At 70.3% G+C, this 22598-nt stretch carries 15 protein-coding genes; 7 read left to right on the top strand and 8 right to left on the bottom strand.

From position 1 onward, the window contains the following. Window positions 1-2: 2 nt before the first annotated feature. Complete coding sequence (argH, locus tag ACSFA5_RS06030; RefSeq protein ID WP_435443128.1) at window positions 3-1400, bottom strand: argininosuccinate lyase; 1398 nt, start codon at window positions 1398-1400, stop codon at window positions 3-5. A 56-nt stretch (window positions 1401-1456) separates the two neighbouring features. Between argH and ACSFA5_RS06035 the strand changes: the two genes are divergently transcribed. Genes ACSFA5_RS06035 through ACSFA5_RS06045 form a run of 3 tightly spaced genes read left to right on the top strand, consistent with a single transcriptional unit; the run spans window position 1457 to window position 4565 of the window. After that, window positions 1457-2536, top strand: coding sequence for a sensor histidine kinase (locus ACSFA5_RS06035; protein WP_435444066.1), 1080 nt, complete (start codon window positions 1457-1459; stop codon window positions 2534-2536). After that, on the top strand, window positions 2533-3300 hold the full coding sequence (locus ACSFA5_RS06040) for a LytR/AlgR family response regulator transcription factor (RefSeq protein WP_435443129.1): 768 nt from the start codon (window positions 2533-2535) through the stop codon (window positions 3298-3300). The genes ACSFA5_RS06035 and ACSFA5_RS06040 overlap by 4 nt, the downstream gene beginning before the upstream one ends. Next, a complete protein-coding gene (locus tag ACSFA5_RS06045; RefSeq protein WP_435443130.1) occupies window positions 3297-4565 on the top strand; it encodes an AI-2E family transporter in 1269 nt (422 codons plus the stop codon). The genes ACSFA5_RS06040 and ACSFA5_RS06045 overlap by 4 nt, the downstream gene beginning before the upstream one ends. A gap of 4 nt (window positions 4566-4569) precedes the next feature. Here the strand turns inward: ACSFA5_RS06045 and ACSFA5_RS06050 are convergent, their stop codons facing one another. Beyond that, entirely contained in the window at window positions 4570-5067 is a 498-nt protein-coding gene (locus ACSFA5_RS06050) for a winged helix-turn-helix transcriptional regulator (RefSeq protein ID WP_435443131.1), read from the bottom strand. A gap of 114 nt (window positions 5068-5181) precedes the next feature. On the opposite strand from ACSFA5_RS06050, the gene ACSFA5_RS06055 reads away from it, so the two are divergent. Both ACSFA5_RS06055 and ACSFA5_RS06060 read left to right on the top strand, forming a co-directional pair. Then, window positions 5182-6129, top strand: a complete 948-nt coding sequence (locus ACSFA5_RS06055) for a nitrilase family protein (RefSeq protein ID WP_435443132.1) — start codon at window positions 5182-5184, stop codon at window positions 6127-6129. Window positions 6130-6157: 28 nt separating this feature from the next. After that, window positions 6158-6550 (top strand): tautomerase family protein, encoded by a 393-nt coding sequence (locus ACSFA5_RS06060; protein WP_435443133.1) that lies wholly within the window; start codon window positions 6158-6160, stop codon window positions 6548-6550. On the opposite strand, the gene ACSFA5_RS06065 is transcribed toward ACSFA5_RS06060, so the two are convergent. After that, complete coding sequence (locus ACSFA5_RS06065) at window positions 6544-7080, bottom strand: GNAT family N-acetyltransferase (protein WP_435443134.1); 537 nt, start codon at window positions 7078-7080, stop codon at window positions 6544-6546. The two genes, ACSFA5_RS06060 and ACSFA5_RS06065, sit on opposite strands and share 7 nt — an antisense overlap. A 49-nt stretch (window positions 7081-7129) precedes the next feature. On the opposite strand from ACSFA5_RS06065, the gene ACSFA5_RS06070 reads away from it, so the two are divergent. Next, a complete protein-coding gene (locus ACSFA5_RS06070; protein WP_435444067.1) occupies window positions 7130-8053 on the top strand; it encodes a LysR family transcriptional regulator in 924 nt (307 codons plus the stop codon). Window positions 8054-8068: 15 nt separating this feature from the next. On the opposite strand, the gene ACSFA5_RS06075 is transcribed toward ACSFA5_RS06070, so the two are convergent. The 5 genes from ACSFA5_RS06075 to ppc form a co-directional block, all read right to left on the bottom strand. Next, a complete protein-coding gene (locus ACSFA5_RS06075) occupies window positions 8069-9331 on the bottom strand; it encodes an MFS transporter (RefSeq protein WP_435443135.1) in 1263 nt (420 codons plus the stop codon). A 176-nt stretch (window positions 9332-9507) separates the two neighbouring features. Further along, window positions 9508-10038, bottom strand: coding sequence for a hypothetical protein (locus ACSFA5_RS06080; RefSeq protein WP_435443136.1), 531 nt, complete (start codon window positions 10036-10038; stop codon window positions 9508-9510). 109 nt (window positions 10039-10147) lie between these two features. Further along, window positions 10148-18358 (bottom strand): glycoside hydrolase family 94 protein, encoded by an 8211-nt coding sequence (locus ACSFA5_RS06085; RefSeq protein WP_435443137.1) that lies wholly within the window; start codon window positions 18356-18358, stop codon window positions 10148-10150. Continuing rightward, complete coding sequence (locus ACSFA5_RS06090; protein WP_435443138.1) at window positions 18355-18573, bottom strand: hypothetical protein; 219 nt, start codon at window positions 18571-18573, stop codon at window positions 18355-18357. The genes ACSFA5_RS06085 and ACSFA5_RS06090 overlap by 4 nt, the downstream gene beginning before the upstream one ends. A 166-nt stretch (window positions 18574-18739) precedes the next feature. After that, window positions 18740-21583: a phosphoenolpyruvate carboxylase gene (gene ppc / locus ACSFA5_RS06095; RefSeq protein ID WP_435443139.1), complete on the bottom strand. Its 2844-nt coding sequence runs from the start codon at window positions 21581-21583 to the stop codon at window positions 18740-18742. Between the two features lie 58 nt (window positions 21584-21641). On the opposite strand from ppc, the gene hemC reads away from it, so the two are divergent. After that, window positions 21642-22595: a hydroxymethylbilane synthase gene (gene hemC, locus ACSFA5_RS06100; protein WP_435443140.1), complete on the top strand. Its 954-nt coding sequence runs from the start codon at window positions 21642-21644 to the stop codon at window positions 22593-22595. Window positions 22596-22598 lie beyond the last annotated feature (3 nt).

Raw genomic sequence — 22598 nt, forward strand, 5'->3', positions numbered from 1 at the left:
AATCAGCCCAGGCGCGCGCGGTGGCGGGCCACTTGCGCCCTGACCTGTACCGGCGCGGTGCCGCCCAGGATGTTGCGTGCGTTCAGCGAGCCGCGCAGGCTCAGCACGTCGTACACGTCCTTCTCGATGTTCGGGTTGAACTGCTGCAGCACGGCCAGCGGCAACTCGGCCAGGTCGACCTTGTGCGAGGTGGCGGCCTTCACCGCGTGGGCCACGGTTTCGTGCGCGTCGCGAAACGGCAGGCCCTTCTTCGTGAGGTAGTCGGCCAGGTCGGTGGCCGTGGCGTAGCCGCGCAGCGCGGCGGCTTCCATGGCCTCGGGCTTCACGGTGATGCCGCCGATCATCTCGGCAAAGATGCGCAGGGTGTCCTTGAGTGTGTCGACGGTGTCGAACAGCGGCTCCTTGTCTTCCTGGTTGTCCTTGTTGTAGGCCAGGGGCTGGCCCTTCATGAGCGTGATCAGCGCCATCAGGTGGCCGACCACGCGGCCGGTCTTGCCGCGCGCCAGCTCGGGCACGTCGGGGTTCTTCTTCTGCGGCATGATCGACGAGCCGGTCGTGAAGCGGTCGGCGATCTGGATGAAGCCGAAGTTCTGGCTCATCCACAAGATGAGTTCTTCGCTCATGCGGCTGATGTGGACCATGCACAGGCTGGCCGCGGCGGTGAACTCGATGGCGAAGTCGCGGTCGCTCACGGCGTCCAGGCTGTTCTGGCACACGCCGTCCATGTTCAGCGTCTTTGCCACCAGCTCGCGGTCGAGCGGGTAACTGGTGCCGGCCAGCGCGGCGGCGCCCAGCGGCAGGCGGTTCACGCGGCGGCGCACTTCGCCCATGCGCTCGGCGTCGCGGCTGAACATTTCCACGTAGGCCAGCATGTGGTGGCCGAAGCTCACGGGCTGGGCCACCTGCAGGTGGGTGAAGCCGGGCAGGATCACCTCGACGTTTTTCTCTGCGATGTCCACCAATGCCTTCTGCAGCTCGACCAGCAGGTCGCCGATGAGGTCGATCTCGCCGCGCAGCCACAGCCGCACGTCGGTGGCGACCTGGTCGTTGCGGCTGCGCCCGGTGTGCAGGCGCTTGCCGGCGTCGCCCACCAGCTGGGTCAGGCGGGCCTCGATGTTCAGGTGCACGTCTTCGAGGTCGAGCTTCCACTCGAAGGCGCCGGATTCGATTTCGGCGCGAATCTGCGCCATCCCGCGTTCGATCGCGGCGTGGTCCTGCACGCCGATGATCCCCTGCGCGGCGAGCATGCCGGCATGGGCCAGCGAGCCCTCGATGTCGGCCTGCCACAGGCGCTTGTCGAAGAAGACGCTGGAGGTGTAGCGCTTCACGAGGTCGCTCATGGGTTCGGAGAACAGGGCCGACCAGGCTTCGGATTTCTTGTCGAGTTGGTTTTGGGTCATGGGAGCCGTCCAGGAGGCAATAATGGGTTGGTCACCCGATGGATCAGATGTCTGCGATGCGCAACCCGGCGATTTTATCGGCCAACGCCATGCCCACCCCCCCGTCCTCGTCGTCCTCGGAAAAGACGCGTGCGCCCTTGCGCGCCGAGCCTTCCATCTTCGACGCCTGCCAGATCGGGGTGGTGCTGCGCACCGTGGTGTTCGTCGAGGCGGTGGTCGGCATTGCCACGCTGTTCGTGGTGTCCGGCCCCGGCGATTGGCTGGTGCAGACGGCCACCGTCACCGGCGCGGCCCTGCCCGCGACGCTGCTGTGGCTGGTGGCGGCCTGCGGGCTCAAGAAACCCTTGCGGCGCCTGCCCAAGCCATGGCAATACACGGCCGGTGCCGTGCTGGGCGCGTTGGCGGCGCTGTACGGCTGCGGCCTGCTGCGCCTGACGGGCGTGCTGGCGAGCGCGCCGTGGCTGGCCAGCGCGCTCACCGGCGCGCTGTTCTCCGGACTGGTGATGGCCGCGATGGTGTTGCGCGCCCGAGGGCAGACGCCCGCGGCGACCACGGCCCGGCTGGAGGAGCTGCAGTCGCGCATTCGCCCTCACTTCCTGTTCAACACGCTCAACAGCGCCATTGCGCTGGTGCGCGAGGAGCCGGCCAAGGCCGAGACCATGCTCGAAGACCTGGCCGAACTGTTCCGCCAGGCGCTGGCCGACCCCGGCGAATCGGGCACGCTGGCCGACGAGATCGCGCTGGCCGAGCGCTACCTGGCCATCGAGCAGGTGCGCTTCGGCGACCGCCTGCGCATCCGCTGGGACCTGGACGCCGCCGCGAGCAGCGCCCGCCTGCCGCCGCTGCTGCTGCAGCCGCTGGTGGAGAACGCCATCAAGCACGGCGTGGAACCCAGCCCCCAGGGCGCCAAGCTGCGCATCCGCACCGAGCGGCGCGGCTCCATGGTGGTGATCGAGGTGGTCAACAGCCTGCCGCCGCTGCGCTGGGCCGACGAGCCGCTGCCGCGCGGCCACGGCATCGCGCTGGCCAATGTGCGCGACCGGCTGCGCCTGTTGCACGACATGCAGATGCAGTTCAGCGCCGGCATGGACCAGAAAAACTACCGGGTGCGCATCGCCATCCCCGCTGAATCATGACCCTCAAGACATTGATCGTTGACGACGAAGCCCTGGCGCGCTCCCGCCTGCGCACCCTGCTGCGCGACTGCACCTCGCCCGCCGCCGAGGTCGTGGCCGAGGCCTCGCAGGGCGCGCAGGCGCAGCAGCACCTGGCCACCATGGCGCTCGACCTGGTGCTGCTCGACGTGCACATGCCCGGCGTCGACGGCATCGAGGTGGCGCGCGCGCTGCGCAGCCGGCCCGATGCGCCCGCAGTGGTGTTCGTCACCGCGCACGCCACGCACGCGGTGACGGCCTTCGAGCTCGACGCGGTCGACTACCTCACCAAGCCCGTGCGCGCCGAGCGGCTGCAGCAGGCGCTGCAGAAGGCCGAGCGCTTCCTGAAGGAGCGCCGTGCGGTGCAGGCCGCACCGGCCGTGCCGGCGGTCCCCGATGCGCCGGAAACCGTGCTCATCCAGGACCGCGGCCGCGCCGAGCGGGTGCCGCTGTCCGAGGTGCTGTACCTCAAGTCCGAATACAAGTACCTCACCGTGCGCACCGCCACGCGCAGCCACATCCTGGACGGCTCGCTCAACGAGTTCGAGGAGCGCTACCCCCACCGCTTCCTGCGCGTGCACCGCAACGCGCTGGTCGCGCGCTCGGCCATCCGTGCGCTGGAGAAATACGACGACGGCGAGGACGCGGACGGCTGGGCCCTGCGGCTCGACGCCATTCCCGAGCCCGTGGCCGTGTCGCGCCGGCAACTCGCCGCCGTGCGCGAAGTGCTGAAGGACGCGCGATGACCGACGACAAGAAAGACGGCGCGGCCGCCGACGTGCTGCAGCGCCACACCGAGGGCGGCGAGCCGCCGGCCGCCGAACCGCACTTGGCCGCCGCGGAAGAACCCGCGCCCGTGCCCGAACCCGAGGTGCTGGCGCCCGAGCCGCCCGCCCCCGCGCGCGAGCGCATGCTGCTGCACATGCCGGTCGACGTGCGCAGCGCCTCGCTGGTGGTGCTCGCCGTGCTGGCCAGCGTGTTCGCGCTGCAGTGGGGCCAGGCCGTGTTCATTCCGCTGATGCTGAGCCTGCTGCTAACCTATGCGCTGTCGCCGCTGGTCGACATGCTGCATCGCCTGCGCATGCCGCGCTGGATCGGCGCGGCAGTCATTCTGGTGGGCCTGTTCGGTGGACTCGGCTGGACCGGCTATTCGCTGTCGGGCAGTGCCTCGCAACTGCTCGACGCGCTGCCCGTGGCCGCGCAGAAGCTGGGGCTGGCCATGCGCCGCGACAAGGGTGCCAGCGCCACCCCGCTCGAAAGCGTGCAGCAGGCCGCCGCGCAGCTGGAGAAGGCGGCCGAGGAAAACTCCGAGCGCGTGGCCTCGCGCCGCGGCGTGGCGCGCGTCATCATCGAGCGGCCCGGCTTCAACGTGCGCGACTACCTGCTCACCGGCACCGTCGGCCTGCTCAGCGCCATGGGGCAGCTCACGCTGGTGGCCTTTCTCACGTACTTCGCGCTGTGCTCGGGCGACACCTTCCGGCGCAAGCTCATCAAGATCACCGGGTCCAGCCTGCAGAAGAAGAAGGTCACGGTGCATGTGCTGGACGACATCACGCGCAACATCGAGCGCTACCTGCTGGTGCAGATTTTGGTGAGCGTGGTCGTGGGCGTGGCGACGGGGCTGGCGTTCTGGGTCATCGGGGTGGAGAACGCGGCCGTGTGGGGAATCATCGCGGCCGTGACCAACCTCATTCCGTACATCGGCTCGGTCATCGTGCTTGTGGCCGCGGGGCTGGTGGCCTTTTTGCAGTTCAACAGCCTGCAGATGGGCGTGGTGGTGGGCGGCGTGTCGCTGGCCATCCACACGCTCATCGGCAACCTGCTGATGCCCTGGCTCACCAGCCGCACCAGCCGCATGAACCCGGTGGCGGTGTTCGTCGGCGTGATCTTCTGGGGCTGGCTGTGGGGCATTTGGGGCCTGCTGCTGGGCATTCCGATCACCATGGTGATCAAGGCGATCTGCGACCGGGTGGAAGACCTGCAGCCGATCGGGGAACTGCTGGGAGAGTAGGGCTTCAGCCGGGCGGCGACTTCGGGTCGGCCTTGCTGGCCGTCTTCTGCGCCTTGGGCGGCAGCTTCTTCACGAAGGTCAGGTCTGCGTCCAGCGGCTGCCCGTCGCGCGTGCGCAGCGCGATCTTCGGCACCGGCTTGCCGCTGTCGCGCTCCACCAGCACCGAATGCGGCTCGCCCTTGGCGTACAGGTGCGCCTCGCCCCATTGGCGCAGCCCGACCATCACCGGGAACAGGGCCTTGCCCTTGGCCGACAGCACGTACGCCTGGTAGAGCGAGCCGTCCGATGCGGGCACCAGGTCGAGCACGCCCTCCTGCACCAACCATTTCAGCCGGTCCGCCAGGATGTTCTTCGCCACGCCCAGGCTCTGCTGGAACTCGCCGAAGCGCTTCATGCCGTCGAAGGCATCGCGAACGATGAGCAGCGACCACTGGTCGCCGACGATGTCGAGCGCGCGGGCCATCGGGCACGCGTCGTTCTTCAGGCTTTTTCTCTGGGCCATGGCTTTTCCTTCGGTGAGGGAGTGTAGACCGTGAATGCCAGTTGGGTTGCAAAGTAAAACTGGAATGGCTAGGATCGATCTGGTTTTATATTAAAACCTGAAAGACAGATCGCCATGAAGCTACCCGAGTCCTCTCCATCCGCTGTTGCCGTTCCCATCAGTGCCGACGCCATCCCGGGCCTGCGCGCCAGCCCCGTGCGCGTGGCCGTCGTGCAGTTCGATCCGCAGGTGGGCGTGGAGAACCTCGAGCGCAATGCGCAGGCCGTGCGGCAGCGCCTGGCGGCCGCCGTCGAGAGCGGGGCCAGGCTCATCGTGCTGCCCGAACTCGCCACCACCGGCTATTGCTTCAGCGGACGCGAGGAGGCCTATGCGCATTCGCAGCCCGTGCCCGGCGGGCCGACCGTGCAGGGCTGGGTGTCGTTCGCGGCGCAGCACGACGTCTACATCGTCGGCTGCCTCGTCGAGCAAGACGGCCTGCAGTTGTTCGACACCGCCGTGCTCGTCGGCCCCGAGGGCTACATCGGCCGCTATCGCAAGACGCACCTCTGGAACAACGAGAAGCTCTGGTTCACGCCGGGCAACGAGGGCTATCCGGTGTTCGAAACCAAGATCGGCCGCATCGGCCTGCTCGTGTGCTGGGACATCTGGTTTCCGGAGGCGTCGCGCATCGTCGCGCAACGGGGCGCCGACATCATCTGCATACCGACCGGCTGGGTGTGGACGCCGCCGCCGCTGTACGACGCGAGCGGCACCTGCATGCCGGCGTACCTGACGATCGCGGCCGCGCACCAGAACAACGTGTTCATCGCCACGGCCGACCGCGTGGGGCAGGAGCGGGGCGCGGGCTTCATGGGCAACTCGCTGATCGCGGGGACCAATGGCTGGCCAGTGGGCCGCATCGCGGGGCCCGACGAAGACACCATCCTCTATGCCGATATCGACCTCGGCGCCGCGCGCAGCGCACCCATCTGGAACCCCTTCAACGACCTGCACCGCGACCGTCGCACCGACCTGTACGACGCGATGCTGGGTTACCGTGGCGGCCAGGCCCTGCCCCGATAACGCACCGACCCCACCGGAGTCTTTTGCCATGCCCTATCTCCAGCTCGACGTGAACGGCCGCCACCCCGTGGCCGACAAGAAACGCCTCGCGAAACAGCTCAGCGAAACCTACGCACGGCTGATGAGCGTGGACATTCGCCGCATCAGCATCGCCATCCGCGAGACGGGCGAGGGCGGTGTCTGGCGCATGGTCGACGGTGAGCCTGAGGAGGTGTCGGTGCTGATGTGCGACATCCGCCGCGGCCGCTCCGCCGAGTTGCGGCTGGAGGTGGCCAAGGTACTGTGCCGCGACTGCATCGACATCCTCGGGCTGCGGGAAGACCGACTCAATGTCGAGTTCACCCAGCATTCGGGCGACGAGATGTACCACCCGACGCTCGGGGGCTACAGCCCCGAGTGGTCGGACAACGAGGCTCAGTGAGCCAGCGCGCGCTGCATCAGCACCGTGTCCACCCACTGCCCGAACTTGAAGCCCACGTCGCGCAGCACGCCGACGCGCTCGAACCCCAGGCTGCCGTGCAGCCCCTGCGAGCCCGCGTTGGCGCTGTTGCCCACGCACGCCACCATCTGCGTGAAGCCGCTGTCGGTGCAGCGCCCGATCACGCCCTGCAGCAGCGCGCGGCCGATGCCGTGGCCGTGCATGCCCTGTGCCACGTACACCGAGTCTTCCACCGTGTGCCGGTAGGCGGAGCGCGCGCGGTAGGGGGTGGCATACGCATAGCCCACCACCTCGCCGTTTTTCGTAGCCACAAGGTAGGGCAGGCCGCGTGCCGTTGCTTCGTCCCGGCGCGCCTGCATCTGCTCGACGGTGGGCACCTGTTCCTCGAAGGAGCACAGGTCGTGCAGCACGTAATGGCTGTAGATGGCCTGCACGGCGGCCATGTGGCGGGGCTCGGCGTCGGCGATCTGGACGACGGTGGAAGCAGCGGGTTGGAGGCTTGGCGATGGCATGGCCCCGATCTTGACGACGCACTGTCGATAAGTGAAGCTTCGTTCACCTATTCGGCGCATAAGAAATACTTTGGACAAGACACTCAACCTCGACCAGCTGCGCTCCTTCGGGCTGGTCATCGAAACGGGCAGCTTCTCGGCGGCGGCCGACCGGCTGGGCCTGTCGCAACCGGCCGTGAGCCTGCAGGTGCGCCAGCTGGAGCGGCGGCTGTCGGTGCGGCTGATAGAGCGGGTCGGCAAGCGCGCCCAGGCCACGCCCGCGGGCATGGAGCTGCTGCGCCACGTGCCCCACATCGACAGCGCGGTGGAGAACGCCATCGACGCGCTCGCGGACCATGCGAGCGGCGTCTCCGGACGCGTGCGGCTGGGCACGGGCGCGACGGCCTGCCTGCACTTTCTGCCGGGGGTGGTGCGCACGCTGCGCGAACAGTTCCCCGGGCTGGGCGTGGTGGTGAGCACCGGCAACACCGAGGACCAGGCGCGCAAGGTGGAAGAGAACAGCCTCGACCTCGCGCTGGTCACGCTGCCCGCGGCGGGGCGTTCGCTGACGGCGATGCGGGTGCTCGACGACGAGTTCGTCGCCATCGGCCCGGTGGCCGGGTCGTCGCTCAAGGCCAGGGTGTCGCCCGCCGACCTGGCCGGCCTGCCGCTGGTGCTGTTCGAGCCCGCCGCCAACACGCGCAAGCTGGTCGACCGGTGGTTCGCCGCCGAGGGCCTTCAGCCGCAGCCGGTGATGGAGCTCGGCAGCGTCGAGGCGATGAAGGAGATGGTGGCCGCGGGGCTCGGCTGCGCCATCGTGCCCGGCATGTCGATGGCGGGCCGCGGCGCCCACCCCGGGCTGAAAACCAGCCGGCTGAACCCGCGCATGCACCGCACGCTGGCGGTGGTGATCCGGCGCGACAAGCCCGTCAACAAGGCCCTGCGCGTGGTGCTCGACGCGATCGTGGCGGCCGGCAAGCCCGGCCGCCGCTGAGGCGTCGCTGAGCGGTCATTCCGGAATCACACCCACCGGCGCGCCGCCGGGTGCGCGCCCCAGCGTGCCGACGATCAGCGCGGCGATCAGCACCAGCACGCCGCTGAGCACCATCGCGCTGGAGATGCCGTAGCTGTCGACCGTGACGCCGCCGATCAGCGCGCCGGCGGCAATCGCCACCTGGAAGCCGCTCACCAGCAGGGCCTGGCCGGCTTCGGGCGCGTCGGGCACGGCTTCCATCATCCAGCCGGTGAGCGCCACCGGAATCAGGCCGAAGGCCACGCCCCAGATCACGACCACCACGGCGCCCGGCACGAAGCCGGTGCCGATCAGCGTGGACAGCAGCAGCGCCGTGGCCAGCAGCAGCGCCGCCAGCAGGGTGGTGCCGCGCACGCTGCGCGCCACCAGGCTGCCGCCGATGAAGGTGCCCACGAAGCCCACCGCGCCGTAGACCAGCAGCAGCGTCGACACCGCGTTCGGCGCCAGACCGAACACCTGCTGCAGCAGCGGCTTCAGGTAGGTGTAGGCCGCGAAGTGGCCGGCAATGAAGAACAGCACCGCGAGCAGGCCGACCTGCGCCATGCGGCGCGTGAGCGGCGTGAGCAGGTCGCGTGCGCCGATGGCGCGCGCGGGCGGTATCGCGGGCAGCAGCCACAGCTGCACCAGCAGCACCACCGCGGCCAGAGCGCCGGTGACGGCGAACGACGCGCGCCAGCCGAACAGCGTGCCCAGGAACGATCCGGCCGGCACCCCCAGCACGGTGGCGGCCGACACGCCGGCCAGCACGTAAGACATGGCGCGCGCCTGCGAGGCATGCGGCACCAGCTGCGTGGCGGCGGCCGGCGCAAAGGTCCAGAAGCCGCCCACGCACAGGCCCAGCAGCAGGCGCGCGACCAGCATGGTGGCGAAGTTGGGCGCGAACGCGGCGAGCACGTTCGACGCGATGAGCAAGGTGGTGAGCGCGATCAGCACGGTGCGCCGGTCGAGCCGCCCCGAAGCCACGATGAGCGCCGGGCCCGCGAAGGCGGCCAGCACGCCGGGCATGGTGACCATCAGCCCGGCCGTGCCGTCGGACACGTTGAGCCCGCGCCCGATGTCGGTCAGCAGGCCGATGGGCATGAACTCGGTGGAGACCATCGCGAAAGTGCCGACGGCGATGGAGCCGACGGCGAGCCAGGCCGAGCGCGTGGCCGACGCCGGCGTGGCCACCGACGTGGCAGCGGGCGAGGCCACCGCCAGGTCGTCGGCGCACGGGTTGCTGCTGGGGGAATTCATCATGGGACTGTCCTGAGGCGCAGTGGCGGTGCATGCACGCGCCAATGCCGGTGAGAGGGCATTGGAGTGTGCGAGCCGTCGCCTTGGCGACAAAGGGGTCTGCCAGCAGTAGTCAGTTTCCCAGGGGCGAACAATCGCGGCTTTGCTGCCCCGTGCCATCCGTTCGATGGCGATGGCCGTCAGAGCACCCGGCCGTCGGCAATGAAGGCTTCGCCGATCAGCACGCGAAATGTCGCGCCCTGCGCGAACTTCGGCAGCGCCACCGCCGGCGACAGGAACTGCACGTCCAGCACGGCGGGCTTGCCGCGCTCCAGCGGCTCGCCCGGCGGCACGACCCAGCGCGCCGAAAAGCCTTCCTTGTCGACCACCAGCGCGCAGCGGTATTCGCCCGGGGCAACGGGCACGTCCTGCGAGGGCAGGCCGGGCTTGCGGAAGGTGAGCGCCACGCGCGCATGCGGCGTGAAGGCGCCGGCCGTGTCGAAGCTCGGCGGCGCCACGGCGGCCGCGCGCGGCGCACGGCGCGGTCGCTTGCTGACGAGCCAGGCGATGACGTTGCCGATGATCGGCACCCACAGCACCATCAGCAGCGTGCCGATGTCGCGCGCGGTGGTGCCGGGCGTGGCGTAGTGCCGCACGACGCCGCCGCCGACGGCCACGCACAGCAGGACGATGACGATGACCTTGCGGCGGAACTGGATCTTGGTGCTCATGAATTGGCGTTCGCGCTCCGCGCTGCGGCGCGAGCTTGCTGGGGCGGGTGGGGTTGCGAGTCTAGGGCCAGCCTGCACCCGCGCCCGCCCGCACCGCACCGCGCACGGCTCATCCCACGCGCAGCACCGCATCGGCCGGCAGCGCCTGCCAGTCGATCCACTCGCCCACCGCCAGGTGGTGCGTGGGCGCTGCGGCGCCTTCCACATGGCCCCATTGCAGCGTGAGCTGGCGCGCACCGAGCCGCAGCGCGATCTCGAAGCCCGGCCAGTGTGCGGGCACGCGCGGCGTCAGCGCGAGCTGGCGGCCCTTCACGGCCAGGCCCAGCAGGGTCTCGACGGCGGCGCGGTGCAGCCACGCGGCCGAGCCGGTGTACCAGCTCCAGCCGCCGCGGCCCACGTACGGCGCGGCACCGTACACGTCGCCCGCCATCACGTAGGGCTCCAGCTCGTAGACCGGTCCGCGCTCGGGGTGCCGCGCGCGGTGGGCCGGGCTCAGCCCCTCGAAGCTCTGCCACGCCGCTTCATGGTCGCCCTGCAGCGCCTGGGCCATCAGCGCCCACACCGCGCCGTGCGAGTACTGCCCGCCGTTCTCGCGCACGCCGGGCGGGTAGGCCTGGATGTAGCCGGGGTTGTTGGTCGAGTTGGCGAACGGGGGCGTCAGCAGCCGCAGCAGCCCGGCCGGTTCGTCGTGCAGCAGCTTCTTCACCGACGCCATCGCAGGGCCGGTGTGGGCATCGTCCGAGGCGCCCGACAGCACCGACCACGCCTGCGCGATCAGGTCGATGCGGCATTCGTCGTTGGTGGCCGAGCCCAGCGGCGCGCCGTTGTCGAAGAAGGCGCGGCGGAACCATTCGCCGTCCCAGCCGGCGTCGTGCAGCGCGGCGATCCAGCCGGCGCGCGCGGCCGTCCAGCGCGCCACGCGCTCGTGTTCGCCGCGCGCCTGCGCCAGCGGCGCGAACTGCGAGACCATGCTGCACAGGAACCAGGCGAGCCACACCGATTCGCCGCGGCCTTCGTTGCCCACGCGGTTCATGCCGTCGTTCCAGTCGCCGGTGCCCATCAGCGGCAGGCCGTGCACGCCGGTCTTCAGGCTGCGGTCGATGGCGCGCGCGCCGTGCTCGAACACGTTGGCCATCTGGCCGCTGCGCTGCGGCGCGTAGTAGGCGTCTTCGGCGCCGTCGGGAATGGCCGGGCCTTCGATGAAGCCCGCCATCTCGTCGAGCAGCGAGGCGTCGCCCGTCACCTCGACGTAATGCGCCGCCGCGTACGGCAGCCACAGCAGGTCGTCGGAGAAATGCGTGCGCACGCCGGCGCCGCCGGGCATGTGCCACCAGTGCTGCACGTCGCCTTCGGGGAATTGCCGCGCCGCATTGACCAGGATCTGATCGCGCAGCCGCCCCGGGTCGGTCAGTGCAAAGGCCATTGCGTCCTGCAGCTGGTCGCGAAAGCCGAAGGCGCCGCCGGCCTGGTAGAAGCCCGCTTTCGACCAGAGCCGGCAGGCCAGCGTCTGGTAGACCAGCCAGCGGTTGACCAGCGCGTCGAACAGCGGGTCGGGCGTGCGCACCTGCAGGCGGCCGAGCAGTTCGTCCCAGAAGCCGCGCACCTGCGCCAGCGCCGCGGGCACGTCGCGCTGGCGCCAGCGGTGCGCGAGGTCCAGCGCGGCCTCGGCGCTGTCGGCGTGGCCCAGCACGAAGGTGAAGCTGGCGGTGTCGCCGGCCGCCACGGCGAACTCGCCGCCGATGGCCGCGCAGGCGTCCAGCCCGCTGCCGGCGCGGCGCGCGAGCGTGTCGGGCACTTCGACGCCGCCGCGCCCGCCGAAGAATTCATTGCGGTCGCAGGTCCATTGCGTGGCGCCGGTGGTGGCGCCCTGCAGGCCCGCCAGCATCAGGAAGGCCGTGGTGCCGCCGAAGCCCGCGCCCGATTCGCGCTGCTCGCCGAACACGGCCGGCTGGTCTTCGGGCTTCCAGCAGCGCACGGTGCGCCGCGTGCCGCGCGCGTCGCCCAGCTGCCACTCGGCCATGGCCAGGGCGCGCAGGCGGCGTGCGCCGGTGCCTTCGTTGCGCACGCGCACATGCACGAGCTTGACGGCCTCGTCGCGGTCCGCGAAGAAGGTGGTTTCCAGCGCCAGCGCGCCTGCCTGGTGCTCGAACACGGTGTAGCCCTGTCCGTGGCGCACGCGGTGGCGCGCGCCGGCGGTGGTGCCGCCTGCGGGTGTCAGCGGCAGCATCTCGCGCGAGCCCAGGTCCTGCAGCAGGTAGTGCTCGAAGGCCGGGTCCTGCACCGGGTCGTTGGACCACGGCGTGACCTGGTGCATGCGGCTGTTGCCGGCCCAGGTGAAACCCGTGCCCCATTCGGACACCTGGAAGCCGAAGGCCGCGTTGGCGATGACGTTGACCCAGGGCCGCGGCGTGCGCCGGTCCATGCCGACTTCGAAGCGGTATTCGCCGGTGCCGGCGTCGAAGTCGCCGTCGGGCGCGCTGTTCGGCGGCGCCGTGGCCGCGCGCGGCAGAAGGGGAACGCCCCTCGGCGTGGCCCCCTCGTCGGCGGCGGCGGCGGCGGTGGCCGGGTCGTGGCGGGCCTCGTGCAGCGCGGCCACCTGCACTTCGAGCGGGCGCCCGTCGGCCGTGAACACCACGCGCGCCAGGCTGGAGAGCGCGGCCTTTTCCGAGGGCACCACGTCCTGGTCGCGCAGCAGGTAGAAGCCGGCCGTGTCGTTGCGCGGAAAGCTGTTCTGCGTCTGCTGCATGACGCGCGCGCGCAGGACTTCTATTTCGCGCTGCAGCGGCATCAGGTACGAATTGGGCTCGCTGTTGAGCACCACCAGGTCGCACGCCACGCCGCCGAAGCCCCACCAGGGCTGGGCGCGCAGCAGCGTGTTGATCAGGCCCATGCCGATCATCGAATGGATGTGCACCAGCACGATGGGCTTGTCGCCCGAGATGCCGAAGCGCCAGATCTGCCGCAGGTCGATGAGCCCGCGGTCGCTCATGACGCGCGGCGTGGTGTAGGTGAGGATGGTCGTCAGGTCCTGCAGCGCCAGGTTCTGCGCGGGCGCGATGCTCAGGTCGCGCAGGCGCACCTGCGCCAGCGTGGCGGCCATGCGCGTGGCGCGCTCCACGTGCATCGGCTGCATGTAGCGGTCGATGCCGGGCATCAGCGCCTCGATGTTGTCGTCCGCCGCCGTGGCAAAGCTCAGCCGTGCCGTGGTGCCCGGCGCAATCGACAGCCGCACGCGCAGGCAGGCGATGGGGTCGAGCCCGTTGACCTGCTTGCCCCGTGCGGTGAGCGGCTGGGCGTCGAGCGCGGGGTCGGCCAGCGTGCGGTTGCGCCCGATGAAGGCGCGCCGGTCGGTCATGCAGTCGATCGACAGCACGGTGGCGTCCGCCGAGGCCAGGAAGTGCGCGGCGGCCACCACCGCGTCGCCGTGCAGGCGCGGCTTGCGCGACAGCAGCAGCGCGCGCCATGCGGGTTCCCAGCGCGACTCGACGAACAGGTTGGCGAAGGCCGGGTGCGCCTCGTCGGCCTTGGGGTTCGACAGCACCGGCTCGAAGTACGACACCAGTTCGAGCGTGCGCGTTTCCGTGCCCGAGTTGTGCAGCGTGATGTTGCGCAGCTCGGTGTCGTCCTCGGGGCTGATGAGCACCGTGGTGCGCACCTGCAGGCCGGGGCCGGTGGCGTCGAACTGCACCTGGTCGGCCAGGAAGCGGGTGCGGTAGCGCCAGTCGGCGCCCGGCGCGGGCAGGGCCGTGAGCGAGGTGAAGGCCTGGGCCTCGCCTTCGGGCCTGACGTCGCGCACGAAGAAGAAGGTGCCGTAGCTGTCGCGCAGCGGGTCGTCGCGCCAGCGCGTCACGTTGAACGAATGCCAGCGGCTCACGCCGGCGCCGTTGGCGCGCAGGGCCACGGTGTAGCGGCCGTTCGACAGCAGGTGCGTGGGCTGGAAGCCCGGCGCCATCGGGTCGACCGTGCGGGGCTGGAACAGCGGCGCCAGCTCGGCCTGGCTGGGCTCTGGCGGGGTGCGCGGGTCGGCGCTGCCGATGATCTGGCGCGGCGTGCGCTCGTGCAGCAGCGTCTCGTGCGCCTGCACCAGCGCGGCACTGCCGAACCAGCGGCGCGGCGCGTCGGCGCACAGCACGTTGCACAGCGCCACCAGCGACATGCCCTGGTGGTGCGCCATGAAGTTGCGCACCACGGTGAATTCCTGGCCCTCGATCTGGCGCGAGGCGGTGAAGTCGACCGCGTCGTGAAAACCGAACTCGCCGCGCGCGCCGAGCGCCTCGAGCCGTTGCAGGTTGGCGACCGCCGCCACGGGGCCGAACGGCGCGGCCATGGCGCTGGCATAGGGCGCCACCACGCGGTCGGTGGGCGGCGTGCGCCGCAGCGCGAGGCGCGGCACGCCGAAGGGCGAGTACTGGTAGGCCAGCGAGTGGTCCTGCGCGAAGTAGGCCGACTCGGACACGCCCCACGGCAGGTTCTGCGCGCGGCCGAAGGCCTGCTGCTCGGCGATGGCGGCGGTGTTGGCCACCTGCAGCAGGCCGTTGGTGGGCTCGGACATCACCAGCGCGGGCATCACGTACTCGAACATCGAGCCCGACCACGACTTCAGGCTGGGCTCGAAGCCGACCAGCAGAAAGGGCCGGCCCAGCGCCATCCAGTGGCGGCGCGGCACGTCGCCCTTGGCGATCGCCAGGAAGCTCAGCAGGCGCGACTCGGAGGCCAGCAGGTCGTAGTAGCTCGCGTCGAGCACGTTCTCCTCGACCCGCAGGCCGATGTGGAACAGGTGGCGCTTGGGGTCGTACAGGCCGCTGAAGTCCATGCCGTCGTGCAGCGCGTCGCAGCGTCGGGCCAGGGCTTCGAGCGCGGGCGCCTCGTGCGCCTCGCACCCCTGCGCGGCGAATGCGCGGCAGGCCTGCGCCACGGCGACCAGGTGACCCGCGAAGTTGCCGCTGTCCACGCTGGACACGTAGTCGGGCGGCAGCGGCTTCAGCGTCTGCGTGTCGTACCAGTTGAACAGGTGGCCCTGGTGCTTTTGCATGCGGTCCACGCTGTCGAGCGTGGCCGTGATGCGCGCGAGCAGTGCGGCGGTGTCGATCCAGCCGAACTCGCGCGCGCAGCAGGTCGCCAGCAGGTACATGCCGATGTTGGTCGGCGAGGTGCGGTGCGCAATGGTGGGCTGCGGCTCCAGCTGCAGGTTGTCGGGCGGCAGGTGGTTGTCGTCGGGGCCCACCACGTGCTCGAAGAAGCGCCAGGTGTCGTGCGCGATCTTCTCGAGGTAGCCGCGCTGCTCGGTGCTCAGCGGCTCGGGCGGCTTCGCCTCGACGCGGCTGCTCCACCAGGCCGCGACCGGCGCCAGCGCCCACAGCACGAACAGCAGCGCCCCGATGACCGGGTAGGCGCTCCAGTGCGCGGCCACGGCGAGTGCAAGGCACAGCACGCTGCTGGCTGCGGCGTTGCGCAGGAAGGGCAGCAGGCGCTGGCTCGATTGCGCCTGCGCCTGCGCCGCGGTGGTCCATTCGAGCAGATGCCGACGGCTGACGACGAGGCGCCACGTCGCGCGAAACCAGGCGTCCAGCAGCAGCCGGGTCTGCGCCGCGAGCTGCACGAACTGCCATGCCGCGCCGGCCATGGCGCGCAGCAGCTCGACCGCGCCCACGTCGAAGAAGTGGCGCAGCTCGATGGCGCGCCGCGTGGGCACCAGTCCGGCCAGCGCGCCGAGCAGCGGCCCGAGCGTGAGGGCCGATGCCACGGCCGCCAGCGCCCAGCCCAGCGGCATGGCCTGCGTGAAGATCACCAGCACCAGCAGCGCGAGCGACGCCGGCGCCACCAGCGAGCGGCGCAGGTTGTCGGCCATCTTCCACAGGCCCAGCGCGTCGAGGCCGAAGCGGCGCGCGCGCCACATCAGCGGCAGCAGCTGCCAGTCGCCGCGCACCCAGCGGTGCACGCGCGAGGCCGACACGCCGGCGTGGTGCGGATGGTCTTCGACCAGCACCACGTCGCTCACCATCGCGCAGCGCGCCACGGTGCCTTCGAGCAGGTCGTGGCTGAGCACGGCGCCGTCGGGCAGGCGGCGGTCGAGCGTGGCGTGCAGCGCGCGCACGTTCAGCAGGCCCTTGCCCGTGAAGGAGCCGCTGCCGAACACGTCCTGGTAGATGTCGGACGCGCCGCTGCCGTAGGGGTCGAGGCCGCACTGGCCCGCGAACACCCAGTGGAAGAAGGAGCGCTCGTTCTGCATGGGAAACGGCGTGACGATGCGCGGCTGCAGGATGCCGAAGCCGGCGACCACGCGCCGGCTTTGCATGTCGACTTCGGGTGCGTTGAGCGGGTGCGCGGCGATCGACACCAGGTCGCGCAGGGCGCCGGGCGGCAGGCCGGTGTCGCTGTCGAGCGTCAGCACGTACGGCGTGCGGCCGCCGGCCAGGCGCAGGCCGTCGGCCAGCGGCAGGAAGCCGCTGGCGTCGCCGGACGCGAGCAGGCGCACCAGCATTTCGAGCTTGCCGCGCTTGCGCTCCCAGCCCATCCAGCGCTGTTCGGTGTCGCTCCAGCTGCGCGGGCGGTGCAGCAGCAGGAAGCGCGGCGCGGCATCAGGCACCACGGGGTACCTGGCGTTGAGCGCGGCGATGCGCTGCAGCGCGTCGGCCAGCAGCGGGCCGTCCGTGGGCAGCGAGGCCTGCGCGGCGTCGGCCCAGTCGGTCAGCAGCGCGAACTGCGCATGGTCTTCGCGGTTGGCGAGCCAGTGCAGTTCGAGCCGGTGCGCCAGCTGCGCGTTGTTCGCCACCGAAGCCAGCAGCGTGGGCATGACCACCAGCGCGCGGTGCCGCTCGGGGATGCCGTTGGCAAAGTCCAGCCGCGGCAGCGCCTGCACGCGCACCGACTCGGCCATGATGCGTTGCGCCAGCGAGAGCAGGGCTTCCGACACGGGCCATGCGAGCAGCGCCATCGCCAGCACGGTGGTCCAGTCGCCTCGGTGCGGCAGGCCGTGCACCACGGCGGCCAGCAGCAGCGCGGTGCCCAGCGCCACGGAGCCGATGTAGACGGGCAGGCGCCAGCCGCGGTGGCCGCGTGCCTGCCGGGGCGGCGGCGCGCGCACGGTGCGGCTGGCACGGGCCGCGCTGTCGCTGGCCTGCAGCGCCGCGACGAGCGCGGGGCGGCCCTGGCCGAAGAGGTAGTAGCCGGCGGTGCCGTCGGCACGGTCGGTCTCGGCGTCGGCGTCGTCGGCCGGTGCACTGGCAGCGAGCTGAACCACGGCCTGCGCCACCTCGCGCTCGGGCCGCTCGCTGGTGCGCGCCACCTGCTCCATGGCGTGCGTGATCTGCTGGCGCGTGAGTTCGCTTTCGTTGGCGAAGCTGGGCAGCTCGCGCAGCACGCGCAGCGAACGGCTCACGGGCTCGATCAGGTCGCTCCACTCGACCTGGCCGATCATGCGCAGCGTGGTGATGATGTTGCCGACCGTGAGGTTGGCGGCGGCCTGCGCGTTCTGCGCGTCGCCGATCAGCGCCGGGCCGTTGGGACAGTGCTGTTCGGTCCAGCGCACCAGCGCGGGCATGTCCTCGCCGTGCTCGACGGGCAGGCGCTGCCACAGTTGCGTGAGGTAGCTGCCCTGCAGGCCGTGGCTTTGCAGCGCGCGGTAGAGCACGTCGAGGTCCTGCGACGACAGGTGCGGCGCGGCGTCCCACGCGGCATGCGCGATCTCGCGCGCGACCTTGTTCTCGGCAATGCTCTCGGCCACGCGGCGCAGGTTTTCCAGCAGCACCACGCGCAGCGTGGTGGGCAACGCCCACAGCTCGCCGAGCGTGAGTTCGTCGACCTCCTGGTAGGCGTTGAGGAAGGCCGTGAACAGCGCCTGGTTGAGCACGCTGTCGGTGTGGGCCACGTAGGCCCAGGCAATGCCGTAGACACGCGGCAGGCCCGCCAGAGGCGGCGCCACCAGCTTGGGCAGGCGCGCGTAGTAGCTGCGCGGCACGCCGTCGTGAATCTGCTGGAGCTGCGCCTCGACCAGGTGGAAGTTGTCGAGCAGCCATTCGGCCGCGGGCGACACGTAGCGCCCGCTGAGCGAGATCAGCGCGATGTAGTCGAAGGCGTTGCGCAGCGACTCGAGGTTCTCGTCCACGCGCGGGAAGAAGGGTGCGCCCTCGCGCGCGCGGTGGGTGTCGTCTTTCTCGACCACCTGAGCGCGGGCAAGGCTGCGCCCGTGCTGCTCGAAGCGCTGGATGCCGAAGAGCTCGGCGCGAATCGGAGGGGCTACCGGGTCATGGGGACCCAGAAGCAGCGCCCGGGCGTATGAACTCAGCCCCTGGAGGCGGTCGACGGCGGCTGCGGCGCTCAAGCGATGGCGAAGAGACCGATGCCCAACACCACGGCCACGCAGGCCATCGTGACGATGCGGCCCGCGGCGAGTGCGCGCACCCGCTGCATGTGGCTTCGCAGCGAGAACCATCGCCCGTGGGCGCGCGCGCAATGGCGCATGTGCGAGGCGAGCGCCTCGACGTCGTTACCGACGAAGTCGATCTGCGAATGGGTGAGTGACTGCGGGACTGGCATGGCAACGGGCTCCTTGTAACAACTTCGAGCTGCCGCGCGATTGCGAGAACTGTTGTGAACGTGCCCGACCGTACCTGTTTAATTGACCTTACGGGTTCCTCATTGCGGACAGAACATGTAGGAAAGGACGCACAAGGCGTCCTTTAGCTGCTGGAGTTGACGCAGATCAACCCGTGTTGCGAAGCCCCGCAGCCACCCCGTTGATGGAGATATGGATGCCGCGCTGCAGCCGCTCGCCGCCGTCGCCCGCGCGGTAGCGGCGCATCAGCTCCACCTGCAGGTGGTGCAGCGGGTCGATGTACGGAAAGCGGTGGCGCACCGAGCGCTGCATCTCGGCATTGCCTTCGAGCCGCTGCTTGGCGCCGGTGATGAGCGTGAGCGCGTCCGACGTGCGGTGCCATTCGGCGTCGATCATCGAGAACACTTTCTGGCGCAGCTTGCGGTCGGTCACCAGCTCTGCGTAGCGCGAGGCCAGCGCGAGGTCGCTCTTGGCCAGCACCATGTCCATGTTCGACAGCAGCGTGCGAAAGAACGGCCATTGCTCGTACATGCGCTGCAGCAGCGCCACGCGTTCCTTTCTGGCCGCGGCGGTGCCGGCGGCGGCCAGGAACTGCTCCACGCCCGCGCCGAAGCCGAACCAGCCCGGAATGGTCAGGCGGCACTGGCCCCAGCTGAAGCTCCACGGCACCGCGCGCAGGTCGTCGATCTTGTGGCTGGGGTTGCGCGAGGCGGGGCGCGAGCCGATGTTGAGCTCGGCGATTTCGCGGATCGGCGTGGAGCCGAAGAAGTAGTCGCCGAAGCCGGGGGTCTCGTACACCAGCTTGCGGTACGCGGCCATGCTGGCGGTCGACAGTTCGCCCGCGGCCGAGAGGAAGGTGGCGGGCGCCGACTTGCCCTGCGGCAGCAGCGTGGCTTCGAGCGTGGCGGCCACCAGCGTCTCGAGGTTGCGCCGGCCGATCTCGCGGTTGGCGTACTTCGAGCCGATGACTTCGCCCTGCTCGGTCAGTCGGATCTGCCCGCGCACCGTGCCTGGCGGCTGCGCCAGGATGGCCTGGTAGCTCGGGCCGCCGCCGCGTCCCACCGTGCCGCCGCGCCCGTGGAACATGCGCAGGCGAATGGGGTTGGGCTTTTTCTTGTTGAGCTCATCGAAGAGAGACACCAAAGCGATGCCCGCGCGGTACAGCTCCCAGTTGCTGGTGAAGATGCCGCCGTCCTTGTTGCTGTCGCTGTAGCCGAGCATCACGTCCTGCTCGGCGCCCGAGCGCTCGATGAGCGCCTGGATGTTCGGCAGCGCATAGAAGGCGCGCACGATCGGCGCGGCATTGCGCAGGTCTTCGATGGTTTCGAACAGCGGCACCACGATCAGGTCGCAGGTCGCGTTGCTGTCCATCGCGCCGCGCAGCAGACCCACTTCCTTTTGCAGCAGCAGCGCCTCGAGCAGGTCGCTCACCGTCTCGGTGTGGCTGATGATGTAGTGGCGGATGGCCGCCGCGCCGTAGCGGGCACGCGCGGTGCGCGCGGCGACGAAGATGGCCAGCTCGCTCCTGGCGAGCGGGGAGTAGTCGGCGTCGGGCACGCGCAGCGGACGGGCATCGTCGAGCAGGCGCAACAGCAGCGTCTGCTTGGCGTCTTCGGCGAGCGAGGCATACGAGGGCTCGATGCGCGCGGTGGCCAGCAGCTCGGCGATCACGGCCTCGTGCTTGTCGGAACTCTGGCGCAGGTCGACCGTGGCCAGGTGAAAGCCGAACACCTCGACCGCGCGAATCAGCGGCAGCAGGCGCGGCGCGGCGAGCACGTTGCCGTGCTTTTCCTCGAGCGACTCGGCCACGGTGCGCAGGTCGGCCAGGAAGTCTTCGGCCTTGGCATACGGGTTCTGCGGCGCGACGGCATGGCGCGCGGCCTCGCCGCCGGTGAGCTCGCGCAGCGTGGCGGCCAGGCGCGCGTACACGCCGGTGAGTGCGCGGCGGTAGGGCTCGTCCTTGCGGTGCTCGTTGGTGTCGGGCGAGCGCTCGGCCAGCGCCTGCATCTCGACCGACACGTCGACCAGCGTGGCCGACAGCGACAGCTCGCCGCCCAGGTAATGCACTTCGGTGAGGTAGTGGCGCAGCGCCAGCTCGCACTGGCGGCCCAGGGCGTATTCGAGCGTTTCGGCGGTGACGTTGGGGTTGCCGTCGCGGTCGCCGCCGATCCACTGGCCCATGCGCAGGAAGGTCGCGACCGAGGGGGTGTGGCCGCCTTGCGCAAGGGCTTTTTCGAGATCGGCGTACACGCGCGGAATCTCGCGCAGGAAGGTGGCCTCGTAGTAGCTCAGCGCGTTCTCGATTTCGTCGGCCACGGTGAGCTTGGAGAAGCGCAAGAGGCGCGTCTGCCAGATCTGCGTGACGCGCGTGCGCATCTGGGTTTCGTTGTCGGCGAACTCGAGCGGGGTGAGCGCGTCTTTTCCGCCGGCGTAGGCGCCCTGGCGCAGCCGGATCTCGTCGCGCACGGTGAGCAGCTGAGCGATGACGCGCTCGGCGTCCAGGATGCTCTTGCGCTGCACTTCGGTCGGGTGCGCGGTGAGCACGGGCGACACGTAGCTGTGGGCCAGCGAGGCGACGATTTCGTCGGGCTTCACGCCCGCCTTGCGGATGCGGGCCAGCGCGGTCTGCAGGTCGCCGTCGGCGCTTTCGCCGGCGCGCTCGGCCTCGGTGCGGCGGCGGATCAGGTGGCGGTCTTCGGCCAGGTTGGCCAGGTGGCTGAAGTAGGTGAAGGCGCGGATCACGCGCACCGTTTCGGCGGCGCTCAGGCCCTTGAGCAGGTTCTTCAGCGCGCGGTCGGCGGCCTGGTCGGCATCGCGGCGGAAGGCCACCGACAGCGTGCGGATCTTCTCGACCAGCGCATAGGTCTCGTCGCCCTCCTGCTCCCGGATCACATCGCCGAGGATGCGGCCCAGCAGCCGGATGTCGTCGATCAGTGGCTGGTCTTCGGCCTGGCGGCGCTTGGGGGGGGCAGGGGTCTTGCTGGCTTTCATTCGGTGTTTGTCCTGGACTTCTTGAATGGGTGCGCCGTCTGCGTTGCTGCGGCGCAACATGCTAGCATTCCGGCGGTTTGCAAACTTGTACTTTTTGGGAACGGTCTTGAGCAATATCGTGATCGCCACGCGCGAAAGCCGGCTGGCCCTTTGGCAGGCCGAACACGTGCAGGCGCTTTTGCAAGAACGAGGCCACACGGTGAGCCTGCTCGGCCTCACGACCACCGGCGACCAGATCCTGGACCGCTCGCTCAGCAAGGTGGGCGGCAAGGGGCTCTTCGTGAAAGAGCTGGAGCTTGCGCTCGAAGAAGGGCGCGCCGACATTGCCGTCCATTCGCTGAAAGACGTGCCGATGGACCTGCCCGAAGGCTTCGCGCTGGCCTGCGTGCTGGAACGCGAAGACCCGCGCGACGCGCTGGTGTCCAACCGCTACGCCTCGCTCGACGAGCTGCCGCAGGGCGCGGTGGTCGGCACCTCCAGCCTGCGCCGCGTGGTGTTGCTGCGCGCGCTGCGGCCCGACCTGCGCATCGAACCGCTGCGCGGCAACCTCGACACCCGCCTGCGCAAGCTCGACGAAGGGCAGTACGACGCCATCGTGCTCGCTGCGGCCGGGCTCAAGCGGCTGGGCCTGGAAAACCGCATCCGCGTGGCCTTCGACCCCGACACCATGCTGCCTGCCGCGGGGCAGGGCGCATTGGGCATCGAGGTGCGCGCGGACCGCGCCGAACTCATCGAACTGCTGAAGTCCCTGGCCCACCAGGGCGACTGGCTGTCGACCTCGGCCGAGCGCGCGGTGAGCCGCGCGATGGGCGGCAGCTGCTCGATGCCGCTCGCGGCGCACGCCCGCTGGCAGCCCGATGGCGCGCTGCGCATCGATGCGGCCTGGGGCGACCCGGAAGGCACCGCGCCGCTGGTGAAGGTGCACGCGCTCGCACTGGCCGGCGACTTCGCCCAGGCCGATGCGCTCGGCGAGCGCGCCGCCATGCTGCTGCGCGACGCCGGGGCGCACTGAACC

Origin of the sequence: Variovorax monticola (genome assembly GCF_051216855.1) — a bacterium.
Lineage (GTDB): Bacteria > Pseudomonadota > Gammaproteobacteria > Burkholderiales > Burkholderiaceae_C > Variovorax.

Excerpts from the sequence above, each read along its gene's own strand:
- ppc (WP_435443139.1), bottom strand. The coding sequence starts at position 21,583 with ATGAAAGCCAGCAAGACCCCTGCCCCCCCCAAGCGCCGCCAGGCCGAA.
- ACSFA5_RS06045 (WP_435443130.1), top strand. The coding sequence starts at position 3,297 with ATGACCGACGACAAGAAAGACGGCGCGGCCGCCGACGTGCTGCAGCGC.
- argH (WP_435443128.1), bottom strand. The coding sequence starts at position 1,400 with ATGACCCAAAACCAACTCGACAAGAAATCCGAAGCCTGGTCGGCCCTG.
- ACSFA5_RS06065 (WP_435443134.1), bottom strand. The coding sequence starts at position 7,080 with ATGCCATCGCCAAGCCTCCAACCCGCTGCTTCCACCGTCGTCCAGATC.
- ACSFA5_RS06090 (WP_435443138.1), bottom strand. The coding sequence starts at position 18,573 with ATGCCAGTCCCGCAGTCACTCACCCATTCGCAGATCGACTTCGTCGGT.
- ACSFA5_RS06040 (WP_435443129.1), top strand. The coding sequence starts at position 2,533 with ATGACCCTCAAGACATTGATCGTTGACGACGAAGCCCTGGCGCGCTCC.
- ACSFA5_RS06055 (WP_435443132.1), top strand. The coding sequence starts at position 5,182 with ATGAAGCTACCCGAGTCCTCTCCATCCGCTGTTGCCGTTCCCATCAGT.
- ACSFA5_RS06050 (WP_435443131.1), bottom strand. The coding sequence starts at position 5,067 with ATGGCCCAGAGAAAAAGCCTGAAGAACGACGCGTGCCCGATGGCCCGC.
- ACSFA5_RS06080 (WP_435443136.1), bottom strand. The coding sequence starts at position 10,038 with ATGAGCACCAAGATCCAGTTCCGCCGCAAGGTCATCGTCATCGTCCTG.
- ACSFA5_RS06075 (WP_435443135.1), bottom strand. The coding sequence starts at position 9,331 with ATGATGAATTCCCCCAGCAGCAACCCGTGCGCCGACGACCTGGCGGTG.
- ACSFA5_RS06035 (WP_435444066.1), top strand. The coding sequence starts at position 1,457 with ATGCGCAACCCGGCGATTTTATCGGCCAACGCCATGCCCACCCCCCCG.
- ACSFA5_RS06060 (WP_435443133.1), top strand. The coding sequence starts at position 6,158 with ATGCCCTATCTCCAGCTCGACGTGAACGGCCGCCACCCCGTGGCCGAC.
- hemC (WP_435443140.1), top strand. The coding sequence starts at position 21,642 with ATGCTAGCATTCCGGCGGTTTGCAAACTTGTACTTTTTGGGAACGGTC.